General features: G+C 71.1%; 11 protein-coding genes and 1 pseudogene. 5 read left to right on the forward strand and 7 right to left on the reverse strand.

What is annotated here, in order from left to right:
- Together E1258_RS20230 and E1258_RS20235 are read left to right on the forward strand one after the other, a co-directional pair.
- Positions 1–2,041, forward strand: a 2,041-nt coding sequence (locus E1258_RS20230; protein WP_207919638.1) for an SseB family protein, incomplete at its 5' end; no start/stop codon positions are given.
- A complete protein-coding gene (locus E1258_RS20235) occupies positions 2,038–2,403 on the forward strand; it encodes a hypothetical protein (RefSeq protein WP_132403645.1) in 366 nt (121 codons plus the stop codon). The genes E1258_RS20230 and E1258_RS20235, both read left to right, overlap by 4 nt.
- Before the next feature lie 7 nt (positions 2,404–2,410).
- Here E1258_RS20235 and E1258_RS20240 read toward each other — a convergent pair whose 3' ends face one another.
- From E1258_RS20240 to acs, 4 genes are all read right to left on the reverse strand, one after another.
- Positions 2,411–3,343 (reverse strand): alpha/beta fold hydrolase, encoded by a 933-nt coding sequence (locus E1258_RS20240; protein WP_007074152.1) that lies wholly within the window; start codon positions 3,341–3,343, stop codon positions 2,411–2,413.
- Positions 3,344–3,556: 213 nt separating this feature from the next.
- Entirely contained in the window at positions 3,557–5,989 is a 2,433-nt protein-coding gene (locus E1258_RS20245) for an immune inhibitor A domain-containing protein (protein WP_132403660.1), read from the reverse strand.
- A 335-nt stretch (positions 5,990–6,324) separates the two neighbouring features.
- Entirely contained in the window at positions 6,325–9,117 is a 2,793-nt protein-coding gene (locus tag E1258_RS20250) for an immune inhibitor A domain-containing protein (RefSeq protein ID WP_132403648.1), read from the reverse strand.
- A gap of 261 nt (positions 9,118–9,378) precedes the next feature.
- Positions 9,379–11,343: an acetate--CoA ligase gene (gene acs / locus E1258_RS20255; protein ID WP_132403651.1), complete on the reverse strand. Its 1,965-nt coding sequence runs from the start codon at positions 11,341–11,343 to the stop codon at positions 9,379–9,381.
- A gap of 214 nt (positions 11,344–11,557) precedes the next feature.
- Between acs and E1258_RS20260 the strand changes: the two genes are divergently transcribed.
- Positions 11,558–12,304, forward strand: coding sequence for an oxidoreductase (locus E1258_RS20260; RefSeq protein WP_132403654.1), 747 nt, complete (start codon positions 11,558–11,560; stop codon positions 12,302–12,304).
- Between the two features lie 90 nt (positions 12,305–12,394).
- On the opposite strand, the gene E1258_RS20265 is transcribed toward E1258_RS20260, so the two are convergent.
- Complete coding sequence (locus E1258_RS20265) at positions 12,395–13,198, reverse strand: HAD family phosphatase (protein ID WP_132403657.1); 804 nt, start codon at positions 13,196–13,198, stop codon at positions 12,395–12,397.
- A 171-nt stretch (positions 13,199–13,369) separates the two neighbouring features.
- A complete protein-coding gene (locus E1258_RS20270; protein ID WP_371688647.1) occupies positions 13,370–13,729 on the reverse strand; it encodes a hypothetical protein in 360 nt (119 codons plus the stop codon).
- Between E1258_RS20270 and E1258_RS35015 the strand changes: the two genes are divergently transcribed.
- Together E1258_RS35015 and E1258_RS20275 are read left to right on the forward strand one after the other, a co-directional pair.
- The gene (locus E1258_RS35015; protein WP_243715583.1) at positions 13,650–13,925 is read left to right on the forward strand and encodes a hypothetical protein; all 276 of its coding nucleotides are present in this window, start codon (positions 13,650–13,652) and stop codon (positions 13,923–13,925) included. The two genes, E1258_RS20270 and E1258_RS35015, sit on opposite strands and share 80 nt — an antisense overlap.
- 85 nt (positions 13,926–14,010) lie before the next feature.
- The gene (locus E1258_RS20275; RefSeq protein ID WP_207919639.1) at positions 14,011–14,550 is read left to right on the forward strand and encodes a hypothetical protein; all 540 of its coding nucleotides are present in this window, start codon (positions 14,011–14,013) and stop codon (positions 14,548–14,550) included.
- Positions 14,551–15,096: 546 nt separating this feature from the next.
- Here E1258_RS20275 and E1258_RS20280 read toward each other — a convergent pair.
- Positions 15,097–15,404 (reverse strand): annotated as a pseudogene (locus tag E1258_RS20280) (hypothetical protein); the annotation flags it as partial.

The following is a 15,404-nucleotide window of genomic DNA, read 5'->3' on the forward strand; positions in this document are numbered from 1 at the left end:
GCCGACGGTGCCGATGACGCCGGCCGGGGCTGCTCCGGCGACGTCGCCGGCCGAGGCGCACAGCCCCGGTGCGGCCCCCGACGAGCCGACCCGCCCCCTGCGTTCCGGCGGCGTCGCGCCGCCCGGGGTGCCGCTCCGGACGGTGCCGGAGGAGCCGATCAGCGCCTTTCGGGCGGTACCGCCGGGCGAGGAGCCGACCCGTCCCTTCCGAGTGGACGGGGGTGTGGCGGCGGGCGAGAAGCCGACCCGTCCCTCCGCCGCGGCCGGCGATGCGACGGTCGACCTCTTCGGTCAGGCGGGTGGCGTGGGCGCGGACGAGCCGACCCGTCCCTTCGGCGTGACCGGCGTCGGGGCGGCGGATGCCCTGCCGCGTCGCGGCCCGGGGTTCGGGGCGGAGCAGGCATTCCCGCGTCGTCGCCCCGGGCCTGCCGACGAGGAGCCGACCCGGCCCTTCCCGGAGCCACCCGGCCCCGTACCGGTCGAGGAGCTTGTCGAGGAGGTGACCGCCTCCATCGCCGAGCCGGTCTCCGGGCCGCCCGCGCCCCGCCGGTCCTTCTCGCCGATCGTCATCGAGGGCACGATCATCGAGGCCCGGGACCTGCCCGTCTCGGAGCCGGTCGTGCCGCCGGAGGCGATGGTTCCGGCCGCTGCCGATCCGGTGACCGCGCCGATCACCCTGACCGGCCCCGCAGCCGCCGACCCGCCCGTCGACACCGCCGAGCCGGAGGCGACGGTGTCCCTGTTCACCCTGGCGGCGCGGCCCGCGCCCGACCCGTCTGTCGGTTCCCTCTTCCAGCCCGTCGCCCCGACCGGTCCGGAGGCCGCCACCGGTCCGGCCGCGCCCGTGCGGGTGCCCGAGCCGGACGTGGCCGAGCCGGATGCGCTTCAGCCGGGTGTGGCCGAGCCGGATGCGCTTCAGCCGGACGTGGTTGGGCCGGGTGTGGTTGGGCGGGATCTGCCCGAGCTGGGTGTGGCCGGGCCGGACGTGCCGGGGCCTGCCGTGCCCGCTGGCGCCATTCCGGACTCGGACGGGCGCCCGGACCCGGAGCCGGCGGCGTCGCCCGCCCCCGAGTTCCAGCCGGCCAACGACGTCGAGGAGGACCTCGCCACCGCCGCCGGTACCGGCAGCACCGACGCCTTCCTCTCCACCCTGCTGCTGGCCCGGGTGCTGCTGCCGGCGGCACCCGACTCGGCCGACGGCAGCCGGCCCGGCGAGCCGGGCTTCGTCTGGCGGACCGAGCGGCTGGACGGCGAGCGGTACGTGGTGGTCTACACCTCCCCGGAGCGGATGGCCGACCACGTGGTCGAGCCGGTGGAAACCGTACTGATGAAGTTCGCCCAGCTGATTCGTCGCTGGCCCGACGAGGCCTGGTCGTTCGCGGTCAACCCGAACACGCCGGTGGGTGCGAAGCTGCCCGGGGAACAAATCGTCGCGCTGGCGAACTGGGCCGCCGACGTGGGGCTCGGCGACGACGTCGAGAGCGAGCCGGAACCGCAGCCGTCGGCCGGCGCGTCGCCTGGCGCGTCCCGGCACGTCCCGCCGCCGGTCGATCCGAGCCAGCCGGTGGTGATGCAGAAGGCGGTCGCGCCCAGCCAGCTCTCCTACTACCTGGAGCGCGGCTACGACCGGGTCTCCGGTTTCGTGCACCGGGCCAGCGAGTTGGCCCACCTGAACACCCCGGCCAAGCTGCACGACGCGCTCGGCCTGGGCCACCCCGGCTCGCCGTTCTCGCGGGACGCGGAGGAGATCTACGTCCTGCGCTGGCCGGCGCACCGACCGAGCCTCTACCGCATCCCGTACGGCGGGCAGAACGAGGGTGCCATGCGGGCCATGGAGGGGTGGGTGATCGAGCGCCCGCCGTTCCGGGGTAACGGTTTCGCGCCGGGGGACAGCAGCGACGTGGTGGCCGAGTTCAAGGTGGACAGCGCCCGGCTGCCGCACGGCGCGAAGCTGTGGCGGATCGGCGCGGACGGCACCGAGCGGGTGGTCGCGGTCCTGGACACGGACGCGCTGCTCTGGCGTCGGGCCGGTGAGGACTGATGCGTGACGGCTACGTGGCCCGCTGGCGGGGCCGGGAGTACCAGGCCAGCCCGGACGGCGACAACGTCCGGCTCTACCAGCCGGAGCCCGGCGACGGGTTCGAGGAAGTCCGCCCCGGCCGTTACGTCCGGGTGCTTCCGGTGGCCGAGGTGGAGGAGCTGACGTACGTCCGGACCACCTGTACCTGGCAGGGGCAGCCGTTCGTGGTGCTCGCCGAGCACGACGGCTGGCTGCGGGTCGAATACACGGGCGGCCGGTGGCCCGTGGCGCAGGCGATGGGGCTGGAGGTCTTCGACTTCGGGGTCTACCAGGGCTGGGCCCCGGCCGGCGAGGTCGCCGACCTGCGCGAGCAGCGGCTCTGACCAGGAATCAGGACTTCGCCCAGCGAAGGATCTCGCCGAGCACCACGTCCCGCGCCTCGACGTGCGGGAAGTGCCCCACGCCGTCCAGCAGCCGCCACTCGTAGGGGGCCACCACGTACCGGCCGGAGCCCTGGGCGGTGCGCGGCAGGGACGCGGCGTCCAGGGCGCCGTGTAGCTGGAGCGTCGGGGTGACCAGGGGCTTCTGCATCAGCCGGACGAACCGGTAGCCGTGCAGCCGCAGCACCGAGCGGAAGGCCCACCGGTAGCCCTCCAGGGCGCAGAACGCGGCCTGCGGGATGCGCATCGCCTCCCGGCAGCGCTGGGCGTACGCGGCGAAGTCGGGGCCGTCGACCCACTGTGGTCCGCCCCAGCGGCGCAGCATCTCCTCGACGGCCGCCGCGTCGTCCCGGGTGAGCACGTGCTCGTACCGGGGGAGCTGGAACCTCAGGGTCGGTGTGGAGGCGGTGAACTGGCCGCGCGGGTCGGCGAAGATCGCGGCCCGCAGCCGCAGCGGGTGGGGCGCGCCGAGCACGACGAGCCGGCGGACCAGGGACGGGTGGAACGAGGCGGCGGTCCAGCCGATCAGGCCACCGGCCCCGGTGCCGACCACGGTGGCGGAGCGTTCGCCGAGGCCCCGGATCAGCCCGGCGACGTCGGCGGCGAGGGTGTAGCCGTCGTATCCCCGGGGCGGCTTGTCGCTGGCCCCGTAGCCGCGCAGGTCGACCGCGACGGCCCGGAACCCGGCGTCGGCGACGGCGGGCAGCACATCGTGCCAGGCCCACCAGTGCTCGGGGAAACCGTGCAGGAGGAGCACCATCGGGCCGGTGCCGGCCTCGACGACGTGGAAACGGGTGCCGTTGGCTCCGACGAACCGGTGCGTCCACGGCCCCTCGGTCAGGACGCAGGACTCGTCGACGGCCCCGCCGCGCTGCTCGGTCATGGCCCCAGCCTAGGACCCCGGTGCCCCCGCCCGTCCCGGTGCTCCGGCGCTCGGGACTTCCCGGCGGAGAGGACGGTGCCCTGGGGCGAGGAGGGCGTGCCCGGCGCGGGAGAACGGTGCCGGCGGGAAAGGGCGATGCCCGGGCAGGTGGCCTGCCCGGGCATCGCGGTGGAGCGGTCGATCGGTGGAGCGGTCGATCAGTGGATCAGTGGATCAGGAGAAGCTGACCTTGATCGAGGTGCCCTTCTGCTCCAGCACCTTGATCTTGGTGCCGGTGGCCGGGACCTTGACGCCGTGGTTCGGCAGCTCCGGGTACCAGTACTGCTTGGTGTCGTCGAACAGCGGCTGCGCGGCCTGACCCCGGACGTACTGGGCCTGACCGTTGATGTGCAGCGTGAACGAGTCCGCCTTCTTCGTGCCGAACGGCGCGTCGTACACCTGGACCCGGGCCCGCCAGGGGTTGCCGGTCAGGTTGTAGATCGGCTGCGGGCGGGAGTCGATGATCAGGTTGCGACCCTCACCCGGGTGGACGAACGTGTCGTTGTCCGCGAACCGGAGGTTCCAGTACGAGATCAGCAGGCCCTCCTGGTACGCGTAGTGGTCCACGTAGTCCGGGCGGGTGTTGCCGTAGCCGAAGTAGTACGGGCCGGTCTTCAGGTACTGGTCGTACGAGACGTACGACCGGTGGCCGGCGATGTAGTAGTTGTCGAAGAGCCGGGTGTAGGACTTCTCGACGATGCTCCAGCCCTTGGCCGCCCAGTCGCCGGCGCCGCTCTCGGCACCGTCGCGGGCCAGCGTCTGACCGTCGGCGGTCACGGTGATGTTGTCACCGAAGAAGCCGCCCTCGGCCACGCCACCGTCGGTGATGTAGTGGAAGCGGAACTGGATGCTCTTGCCGGCCAGGGCGTTGAGCGGGATGTTGATGTCGGTCCACTCGCCGCCGCTGCTGCCGCTGAGGCCCGGCGTCGGGTCGGTGTTGGACACCGGCGGGATCGGCTTGCCGTTCACGGTGCCGGGCAACGCGCTCCAGGTGGCCCCGCCGTCGGTCGACGCCTCGAAGAAGAGGTAGTCGTAGCCGGACTCGATGTCGAACCGGCCCTTGAGCGACAGTGCCGCCGAGGTCTTCCCGGTCAGGTCGATCGCCCTGGTCAGAGTGTTGTCCAGGTCGTCGTCGTTGCCGGAGAAGAACTGCTTGGTGCCCTCGAACGGCGCGCCGTAGTCGAAGGTGTACTCCCGCTGCGGCAGGACCACCACGGCGGCCTGCGGCTTGGTCGTGTTGTATTCCTGCGGGCCGAGCTCCAGGGTCTTCTTCTGGCCGGCCTTGATCACCTCGTAGTCGAGCCAGCCGAGCTGGAGCTTGTTCCAGGCGCCGAGGTCGCCGCCGCGTTCGCCGATGCCGTCGTCGTTCTTGGCGCCGAGCCGGCTCTGGGCCATCAGCGTCCAGTGCTCGTTGTTGTTGTCGCCACCACTCTGGACGTTGTAGTCGTCCGGCAGGCCGAGGTCGTGGCCGTACTCGTGGTAGAAGACGCTCCGGCCGCCGTTCTCCGGCTGGATCGTGTAGTCGCGGATCCAGACGCCGGTGTTGCCGATCTGGGTGCCGCCGATCGGGAAGTTCGCCGGGCCGGTGCGCGAGGTGTTGTACGCCGACCAGCGGTGGCTCCAGATGGCGTCCTCACCCTGGTGCGGGTCGCCGTCGGCCTGGTCGCCGCCGGAGTGGACGATCTGGAAGTGGTCGATGTAGCCGTCCGGCTCGTTGAAGTTGCCGTCGCCGTCGTAGTCGAACCGGTCCCACTGGTCGTAGGACTGCATGTCGGCCTTGATCTGGGCGTCGGTGCGGCCCTTGGCCTTCTGGTCGGCGACCCACTGGTTGGCGGCGTCGCGGACCAGGTCCCAGGTGTTCTGGCAGACGCTGTCCGCGCAGACAGCCGGGTCGTTGGCCGGGTTCCCGGTGTCCTCGTCGGCGATCGGGTCGTCGGAACGGCCGTAGCGGGCGGCGTTGTACTTGACCTTCACCCAGTCGGTGACCATGCCGTCGACGCTGTAGCGCCCGGACGACTGGGCCTCGTAGTACTGCTTGAGCGACTCGTCGCCCTGCCCGGTGCCGAAGTACAGCTTGCGGAAGTAGTCCGCGCTGTAGTCCGCCTGCCACACGGTCGAGTTGTCCACCGCCCGGTTCGGGGCGGGAATCTCGTTGTGCAGCGGCCCGTCGAACCGGGACGGCCCGGTGATGTCCGGGTTCATGTCCTTGTCCGGGTAGGCGGGGTCCCGCTCGTCGCCGAACTCGGCGAGGATCACGAAGATCTTGTCGGTCCGCTCCCGGGCCAGCTCGACGTACTGGTCCTTCTGGCCCTTCTTGGCGCTGCGCGCGCCGGCCGCGGATGCGCCGCCGCCAGCGGTCTTGCCGACCTTGACGACGGTGCTGCCGTTGATCTTCTGGGCCTTGGCCCGGCCGGACAGGACCTCGCTGAGGCCCTCCTGACGAAGCGCGCGGCGCTTGTCCTCGAGCTTGTCCGGCAGATCGTGATCCGCTGGGGCCTCTTCGACGGCCGTCGGGGCGGCGGCCGGGAGCTTCGCGGTCGACGCCGCGTTGGCGGTCGTGGTAACCACCAGGCCCGTCGCCGTCAACGAAAGCCCGAGCAGACCCACTGCGACTTTCCGCACGTGGTACCTCCGGTGTGAGGGAACCGGCCCAACAAGGGTAGGAGCCGGTGAGTCGTCCCACTTGTGGGACCAATGGTGAACATAGAGTCTCCCGGGACGGGTGGGAAGACGCGTGTGTCGATTTGTTGCAAACTCTTGTTGAGAATGCTTTTCACTGTCACATCTGGGCGAGTCTTCCAGCGCCGCGATCAGCGCGGATTCCTCGGCGGTGAATCGGAGTGACGAATTTGATCGGCGCTGCCGACGCAAAAGGAGAAGGGGTCGGTGGCGTCTCCGCCACCGACCCCTCCGCTGATCCTCCGATCAGTTACCGCCCATCATCAGGGCGTCGCCGCGGTCACCTTCACCGTGGCGATCGAGTTGTCCCACGTGGTCCGCTGCACCGTCAGCGAAACCCCGTAGCCCACACCCGCGTCACCGGGGTTGCCGGTGCCCAGCACGATCGCCCCGCCACCCAGGGTGACCCCGTAGAACGAGGTCGCCGGGGTGCCGTCCGGGTTGACCACCCGGGTGGTGTACTGCGCGTTGCCGCGTGACGGCAGCACCACGGAGGCGTCGTTGTCCCGGGCGTACGGCGTGTTGTCCCGGATCTCGATGCCCGGGTACCAGCCCTTGGCGTCGGTGAACTGCGGCACCGCCGGCTGCGCCGGGAAGCTCGTGCAGTACTCGCTGTACGGCTCGTCCGCCGCCTCCAGGCACTCGTTGAACGGGTACGTCTTCTTCAGGCCGAACGCCGCGTTCGACGACTGGGGCCGGCTGGGCAGGTTGTCCAGCACCGACGGGTCCTTCTCGGCCGCCGTGCCCTGCCGCCGGTACGGGTCGAAGTGCGAGTCGACGATCAGCAGGCCACCCTTGGCGCCGTAGCTCGGCAGGGCGGTCAGCTGCGCGGTGACGTGGTTGACGTCGCCGAGCGCCGTGTCGCGGTACCAGACCAGCATGCCCGGGGCGTTGTACGAGATCCGGTCGACCTTCCACGCGTCGTGCGAGTACACCGTGTCGTAGGCGTACTTCAGGCCCTTGTCGAAGCCGTCGAAGTTGCGCCACTCGGCCAGGTAGTAGTGCGCCCGGACCTCGGTGCCGGAGTTGGTCTTCCAACCCCCGCCGGTGGTGTCGGTGAAGCTGCCGCCGGTGGCGGTCCAGCCGTTCGCCCCGCCCTCGACGTCGTCGCTCCAGGTGGTGGTGCCGCCGCCGGTAACCGCGAAGTTGTCGGCGAACCAGCCCCGCTCCAGGAACGACTCGTCGGTGGCCTGCCGCAACCGCAGCTGCACGGTCTGCCCCGCGTACGCCGACAGGTCGACGTAGTCGTGCCGCCAGCCGCCGGTGGAGCCGGTCAGGCCGTACTTCTTACCGCCGAAGTCCGCCATCCGGCCGTTCGGGTCGGCGTAGTTGTCCGGCGTGGTGACCACGGCGCCGGCCGCGTCGTAGACCTTCTGCTCCGACCAGGTGGCCCCGCCGTCGGTGGAGAGCTCGACGAAGCCGTAGTCCCAGTCCTCCTCGATGACGTAGTTGTTCCACATCCAGAACTTCGCGTCGGCGGCCGAGGGCACGCTCACCGCGCGGCTCAGCTTGACGTCCGCCCAATTCTGGTCGGCGCCGCTGTGCCACATGTTCCCACCGCTGTGCGGGGTGGCCAGGGTGATCACCTTGTCCGGCAGGTCCACCTTGATGCCGTCGGCGGTGCCGACCGGTGTGCGGGACGTCTGCCCGAGCCGGATGGTGCGCGGGTCGGAGCCGGGGGCGACCGTCACCGGCTCGGCCCAGCCGAGCACCCACTTGTCCCAGATGCCCATGTGGGTGGGGAGCGCCTGGAAGATCTCGCCGCTGTGCGAGCCGGAGGACATCAGGTCCCAGAAGTCCACGTCGGAGTCGGCGTTGCCGGACGTGTCGTAGAGGTCCGGCAGCCCGAGGTCGTGGCCGTACTCGTGCGCGAAGACACCGACGCCGGAGTCCTCCGGCTGCACGATGTAGTTCGACACCCGCAGCTGCGTGCCGGGAATGGTGTAGCCGCCCGGAACCGTCGAGGAGTGTGCCCAGACCGCGTACACGCCCTCGGCGCCGCCGCCCCGGGACTTGCCCTGACCGGCGTGCACCAGCACCAGGTGGTCGATGACCCCGTCCGGCTCGAAGAGGTCGCCGTCGCCGTCGCGGTCGCTCTGGTCCTCGATGTCGTAGTCGGCCCACGGGAAGCTCGGGTCCATGGCGGCCAGCGTGTCGATAGCGTCGGTGGCGAGCCGGCCCGCGCCGGCCGGGTTGTCCGGGTGGCCGTTCATGGCCTGCTCGCGGCCGGCGACCCAGTCGCCGTTCTCGTCCTGGAAGCAGCGCGACGCCGCGTACCAGCCCTCGGAGTGCGGCACGGTGATCCACGGGCTGGCCTGCCCGTCGACCGTGTACGCGCCCTTGGACATCTCCAGGTACATGTTGTGCATGGTCCGGCCGGCGAGGCTGATGCCCTTCTTGCCGTCCGGCCCCTCCAGGTCCGTGCGGACCCGCTCGGTGATGCCCTTCGTCGTGTAGAGCAGCTTGTTGTAGTGGGACGGCGAGAAGTCCGGCACCCACATCGAGTTGTTGTCCTCGTGCGGCAGGCTCGCCGGGTTCGGGATGTTGTTGTGCTTCGGCCCGTTCTGCACCGTGCCGGGGACGCACGTCCGGTCCTCGAAGACCGTCTTCGGCACCATCACGCCGGTGAAGTCGTCGTTGGCCTGGTCGTTGAACTCCACCAGCAGGGTGAGCAGCTTGGCCGTCTGGGTGCTCGGGGCCTGCTTGATCCGCCGGGGGCTCTTCCCGGTGCGGATCGACTGGGCCTCCAGCTTCGCGAGCTGCTTCGCGGCCGTCGGGTTGCCGCCGGCGTACTTGCGGTTGTACGCCCGGGCCCGGTCCACCGCCGTGGTGTACACGCCGTCGGCGCCCTTGACCTCCTTGCCGGCGGTGTCCGGCTGCACCTCGGGCTCGGCGTAGTTGATGTAGTGCTCGTCCGTCCCGATCGTGGCTCGAACCGGGCCGGACGTCTCGGCCGACGCGGTCCCCGTCACGGTCAGTGACGTGGCCGCGAGGGCGATGGCCGGCAGCGCGACGAGTAGGCGTCGGCGTGATCGTCGTTGCGGAATCGTGTGCATGCCGCTCCGTTTCTCGGGCATGGGCGAGGAGACCGGCCGGCGCGCATGACAGTGACGCCCATCGAACCGACCGATGCGGCTGAACCTAAAGGAGAAACAACCCTTCCAACAGGGGGCGGCGTCCCCTGTGTCCGTTCAGACCGGCACCCCTCACCCGACTGACCGAGATCCCACCGTTACGGAACGTAGGTGCATCCGGATACCCGAAACGGAGGGTGGCGGCCTGCGCGGGCCGCCACCCTCCGAGGGGTACGCCTGCCGTCAGTCCTCGTCGGACTTGCCGCCGCCCATCCCCGAGGAGATCAGCTCCATCACCGAGGAGTCCTGAAGGGTGGTCACGTCGCCCAGCGACCGGTTCTCCGCGACGTCCCGCAGCAGCCGGCGCATGATCTTGCCGGAGCGGGTCTTCGGCAGCTCCGGCACCAGCATGATCTGCCGCGGCTTGGCGATCGGGCCGAGCGTCCGCGCCACGTGGTTGCGCAGGTCGGAGATCAGCTGCTCGCCCGCCTCGCCCGTTGTGTCGACCGAGCCGCGCGGGATGGCGAACGCCACGATCGCCTGCCCCGTGGTCGGGTCGGTCGCCCCCACCACCGCCGCCTCCGCCACCGAGGGGTGCGACACCAGCGCGGACTCCACCTCCGTGGTGGAGATGTTGTGGCCCGACACCAGCATCACGTCGTCCACCCGGCCCAGCAGCCAGATGTGCCCGTCGTCGTCCTTCTTCGCGCCGTCCCCGGCGAAGTACAACCCCTCGAACCGGGACCAGTACGTCTCGACGAACCGGTTGTCGTCGCCCCAGATCGTGCGCAGCATCGACGGCCACGGCTCGCGCAACACCAGGTAACCGCCGCCGCCGTTCGGCACCGACCGGCCCTGGTCGTCCACCACGTCGGCCTCGATGCCCGGCAGCGGGGTCATCGCCGAACCCGGCTTGGCCTCGGTGACCCCGGGCAGCGGCGAGATCATGATCGCGCCCGTCTCGGTCTGCCACCAGGTGTCCACGATCGGCAGTTCGCCCCGGCCGACGTGCTGCCGGTACCACATCCACGCCTCGGGGTTGATCGGCTCGCCGACGCTGCCCAGCAGCCGCAGCGAGGACAGGTCGTGCCCGGCCGGGATGTCGTCGCCCCACTTCATCATCGTCCGGATCAGCGTCGGCGCCGTGTACAGGATGGTCACCCCGTACCTGTCGACGATCTCCCAGAACCGGCCCTTGTGCGGCGTGTCCGGCGTGCCCTCGTACATGACCTGGGTGACGCCGTTGGCCAGTGGCCCGTACACGATGTAGGAGTGACCGGTCACCCAGCCGATGTCGGCGGTGCACCAGTAGACGTCCGTCTCCGGCTTCAGGTCGAAGACCGCGTGCGCCGTGTACGCCGCCTGGGTGAGGTAACCACCCGTGGTGTGCAGGATGCCCTTCGGTCGGGCCGTCGTGCCGGAGGTGTACAGGATGAACAGCGGGTGCTCGGCGTCGAACGGCTGCGCGACGTGCTCGGCGGACGCCCGCTCCACCGTCTCGTGCCACCAGTGGTCCCGCTCCGACCAGGCGACCTCCTCACCGGTGCGGCGGATGACCAGCACGTGCTCCACCGACGGGCAGTTCGCCACCGCCTCGTCCACGGTCGGCTTCAACGCCGACGGCTTGCCCCGGCGGTACCCGCCGTCGGCGGTGATCACCACCTTGGCCGTCGCGTCCTGGATCCGGTTGCTCAGCGAGTCGGCGGAGAACCCGCCGAAGACCACGCTGTGGGTGGCGCCGATCCGGGCGCAGGCCAGCATCGCCACCGCCGCCTCCGGCACCATCGGCAGGTAGATCGCCACCCGGTCGCCGGCCGCCACGCCCAGCTCGGTCAGCGCGTTCGCCGCCTGGCAGGTCATCCGGTGCAGGTCGGCGTACGTGACGGTCCGGGTGTCGCCCGGCTCACCCTCCCAGTGGATGGCCACCTTGTCGCCGTTGCCCGCCTCCACGTGCCGGTCCAGGCAGTTGTACGCCACGTTGAGCTGGCCGCCGGTGAACCACTTCGCGAACGGCGGGTTCGACCAGTCGAGCACCTGGTCCCACTGCTTCGCCCATACCAGCCTCCCCGCCTGCCGCTCCCAGAAGGCCAGCCGGTCGGCGGCGGCCTCGGCGTACGCGTCGGCGGTCACGTTTGCGTTCGCGGCGAGTTCGGCCGGCGGCGGGAACTGCCGCGTCTCGTTCAGCAAGTTGGCCAGTGCCTCGCTCATGCCGTGACTCCCTCGTCGCTTGCGTGACCTGCGTCTCTCCTACCCCCGCAGAGGTTAGCCGTGGCGGCCGGAGGCCGCGACAGCTCCCGGAGGACGCGCGCGCCGAGCGGCCCCCGCCACGCGCCGAGCTGTAAGGAAGGGCACCTTATTAACGTCTACGGTAAAGAAGGGTCCCCTTCTCACCCACCGTCCCGGGGATCGCTAGCGTGACTGCGTGACCGCTGACCCGCTCGCGCCGCTGCTCGCGCTCGCCGACATCGCCGCCGCCGTCGAGCGGGCCCGCGACCGCGTCGACCAGGCGATGCGGCACCGCGCGCTGCGCCGGCACGGTGGCCAGGTCGCGGCCGAGGTCAGCCTCCGGTCCGCCGTGGCCAGTGCCGCCCTGGAGGGGTACGCCCACGACCGCGAGTCCGTCCGGGCCGGAACCCTCACCGACCCGGTTACCCAGGGGGCGCTGCGGGTGGCCGGGGCGCTGCCCGGACTGGCCGAGCGCTGGCCGAAGGCACCCCGGCAGGTCCTCGCCCGGCTGCACGTGCTCGCAGCCCGGGACGCCGTACCCGACGACGAGCTGGGGCGGCCGGTGGCCGACCCGGTGGTCGGCGCCCGGCTGGACGGCCTCGCCGGGCTGGTCGCCGGCGGCACGACCGCGCCCCCTCTGGTGCTCGCCGCCGTCGTGCACGGCGAGCTGCTCAACCTGCGCCCGTTCGCCGGGCCGTCCGGGCTGGTGGCCCGGGGAGCCGCCCGGCTGGTCCTCATGTCCACCGGTTTCGACCCCCGTGGGTTGGTCGGCGTCGACGTCGGCCACCGCGAGCGCGAACCGGAGTACGTCGGCGCGGCCGGGGCGTTCGCCACCGGCACCCCGGACGGGCTGCGCTCCTGGCTGCGGCACTACCTGGCTGCGGTCGAGCTCGGCGCCGACCAGCTCACCGCCGTCGGTGACGAGATCCTCGCCGCCGGCTGACCAGCGGCCCGCCTGGCCTGCCAGCCTGATCCACCCTCGCGGGACCCCGGCCTGGTCTGACCCCGGCTCAGCTGGACGCCGCCGGGGTGGTCAGGCCACGGGGGTGGTGCGGGTGCGGCGGTGCCGGCCGTACCAGGCGATGCCGATCGCCACCCCGACGCCCACACCGAGCGCCGCCGCGGCGACCGGCACCGCCGGCCGCTCCCGCAGCCGCCGGCCCAGCGGGATCGGGTGCCGGAACTCCAGTACCGGCCAGGCGTTCTCGGCGGCCAACCTGCGCAGCGCCCGGTCCGGGTTGACCACCGTCGGGTGGCCCACGCACTCCAGCAGCGGCCGGTCGCTCACCGAGTCGGAGTACGCGTACGAGTCGGCGAGGTCGTAGTCGCGCTGCCGGGCCAGCTCGCTGACCGCTTCGACCTTGCTCGGGCCGGCCGCGTAGAACTCCACCTCGCCGCTGTACCGGCCGTCCGCCACCGTCATGCGGGTGGCGATGACGTCGGTCACCCCGAGCAACTCGCCGATCGGCCGCACCATCTCCTCGCCGGAGGCGGAGACCAGCACGACGTCCCGGCCGGCGGCTTGGTGCTCCTCGATGAGGGCGGCCGCCTCGGCGTACACGTACGGGTTGATCAGCTCGTGCAGTGTCTCCGCGACGATCTGGCGGACCTGTTCCACCTGCCAGCCCTTGCACAGGGCGGCGAGATAGTCCCGGGTCTTGGCCATGGTCTGCTCGTCGGTGCCGCCCAGCCGGAACATCAGCTGCGCGTACGCCGACTTCACCACGTCCCGCCGGGTGATCAGCCCGTCCCGGTAGAACGGCCGACCGAACGCCAAGGCGCTCGACTTGGCGATGACGGTCTTGTCGAGATCAAAAAAAGCGGCACTTCGGCCCACGGCGCGAAAGTCTATCCGGATGGTCTATGGTCGGCGGGTGCCTGGGGTGCGGACTTCGGTCCTGCCCCTACGGCGACCCCGTCATCCCTGCCATCAGTGACGGCGATCACACTCTCCGAACGCGATTTCGCAGGGAGTGGAGGCGACACCACTCGACGTATACAGGTCTGCTCAGGCATGCTTGTGCTTACGACGAGTATTCACATGCCGTGCGACAGCAGACCCTCGGCGGTTGCACCCCCCGTGACCGCTGAGTCGGTTCGGCTCACACCCCCCCGGAGCCGAACCTCCCGACGACCCCCGTCTCCCCCCGACGGGGGTCGTCCCTTTTCCAGTTCCCTTCCGAGCCAGGTGAAGCGCGTTTTCCGGGTCGGCCGGACGGGGCGACGGCGAAAAAGTCAGCGAATCGTCAGCGAACGTCAGCCGCACCCGGTCGGCGTAATCGTCGGGCGTGTACCGGTCCAACGTCGTCGACGCCTTCTCGTGCCCCACCACCCGCCGCACCACGTCGACCGGCACGCCGTCCGTCACCAGCCACGTGATGTACGAGCGCCGCAGGTCGTGCAACCGCAGCCCGCCGACCGCCGAGGCCGCCGCATGCGCCACCGCCGCCGTCGTCGTCGCCGCGGCCACGATCGCCGCCGGAGCCGCCGCCGCGGCCGGACTCGTCCGCCGGCAGCACCGCCCCGATCCGTTCGTCGACTGCGGCTGTTCACCGTGCCAGTGATCCGGATATCGATCGCCACGCTGGCCCTGGGCATCGGCGTGCTGTGGGCATCGAACCTCGCCGTCGCCCAATACCTGCAGCTCATATGACGCCGCTGGAGGCCGGATTGTGGACCGCTCCACCCGCGGTCGGGGTGATCGGCGGCTCGCTGGCCGCGCCCCGGCTGGCCCGACGGATCCCAGCGGCCCACATCATCGGCGCCGGCCTGCTGGTATCCGCCGCCGGCTACCTCATCCTGGCCACCGCCGGCTCACTCGCCACCGTGGTAGCCAGCGCAATCGTCATCAGCGCCGGCCTCGGCCCGATGATGGCCCTCTCCACCAACCTCGCCATCGGCGCCGCACCCCCCGACCGGGCCGGCGCCGCAGCCGCGATGGCCTCCGCCGCCCCGCAACTCGGCGGCGCGCTTGGCGTCGCAGTGCTCGGCAGCATCATCACCGTGGTCTACCGCTCCCACACACCGGAAACCCACACGCTCACCGTCGGCGCCGACCAAGCATCGCGAGACGCCTACCTGACCGGCATCCACATCGCCGCCCTGACCAGCACCGTCCTGGTCACACTCGCAGCCACCGCAGTCATCCGCACGGGACGAACACGCCGCGAAGCGGAAACGGACCGCTAGACCACAAAGAATGTGTCCGAGGTGCCGGTTGTCGGATTCACCCGCCCCACCGAAGGCGCAACGAGTGGAAGTCGCATACGGCAACGGCCACGGCGGGCACCGGCCCAGCCTCGGGATGCGCATTCGTGATCTCTCCCGTCCGCGACTCACCCAAGAAAGCCTCGTTATCTGACAAAGAATCCCTGACTCGGCTTCCGGCCCCTGCTCTCCGTCCGCGACCTGGCCATCGTCCCCATCTCGCTCGTGGTCGGCCTGTTGGCGGCAGCGGTGAGCTTCATCAGCGTCGGGGCTCAGGCGGGCCCGGCGGCGAGTGCCGCTGCCGGCCTGGTCGCCCTGGTCCTCACCGGGCTCACGGTCGCGGCGAGCCTACACAAACTCCTGAAATAGCTGCCGGAGGCGAGGGCCGCCGGGGCGTTACCGCGCTCCGGTGGCCCTCGCCCGAGGCGGCGTCCGCCGTGGACACGCGGGCGCGGAGGAGCATGTCCGTACCAGGGCAGGCCCGCCTGCCCGTACGCCCGGGTCGCGACGCCGGGGCGGGCGGACGGGTCAGCGCACCACGGCCCTGCGTGTCTCGGACTCCGGCTGGAAGCAGACCAGCGCCCAGCCACGATCGTTGGTGACGACCCACGGGTGGCCGACGTAGGTCTGCTGCCGGTACGACTCGCCCGGCCCCAGCGTCCGGTACTGCTGGCGGCGGCCGTTCCAGTCGAGCCAGTACACGACGATCCGCTCGCGCCGGGCGTTGACGAACTCGATGTACGTCGAGCGGCCACCGCCGGTCGACCGCAGGTGCGACTCCGCGTACGGCGGCAGCGGCTGCAGTTCCGGCGTGCTGGGCTGGGTGGGTTGTGGCC

Source organism: Micromonospora sp. KC207 (genome assembly GCF_004348615.1).
Lineage (GTDB): Bacteria > Actinomycetota > Actinomycetes > Mycobacteriales > Micromonosporaceae > Micromonospora.

Bases quoted from the DNA above. Each gene is read 5' to 3' on its own strand.
- E1258_RS20275 (WP_207919639.1), top strand. From the start codon at position 14,011: ATGACGCCGCTGGAGGCCGGATTGTGGACCGCTCCACCCGCGGTCGGG.
- E1258_RS20240 (WP_007074152.1), bottom strand. From the start codon at position 3,343: ATGACCGAGCAGCGCGGCGGGGCCGTCGACGAGTCCTGCGTCCTGACC.
- acs (WP_132403651.1), bottom strand. From the start codon at position 11,343: ATGAGCGAGGCACTGGCCAACTTGCTGAACGAGACGCGGCAGTTCCCG.
- E1258_RS20250 (WP_132403648.1), bottom strand. From the start codon at position 9,117: ATGCACACGATTCCGCAACGACGATCACGCCGACGCCTACTCGTCGCG.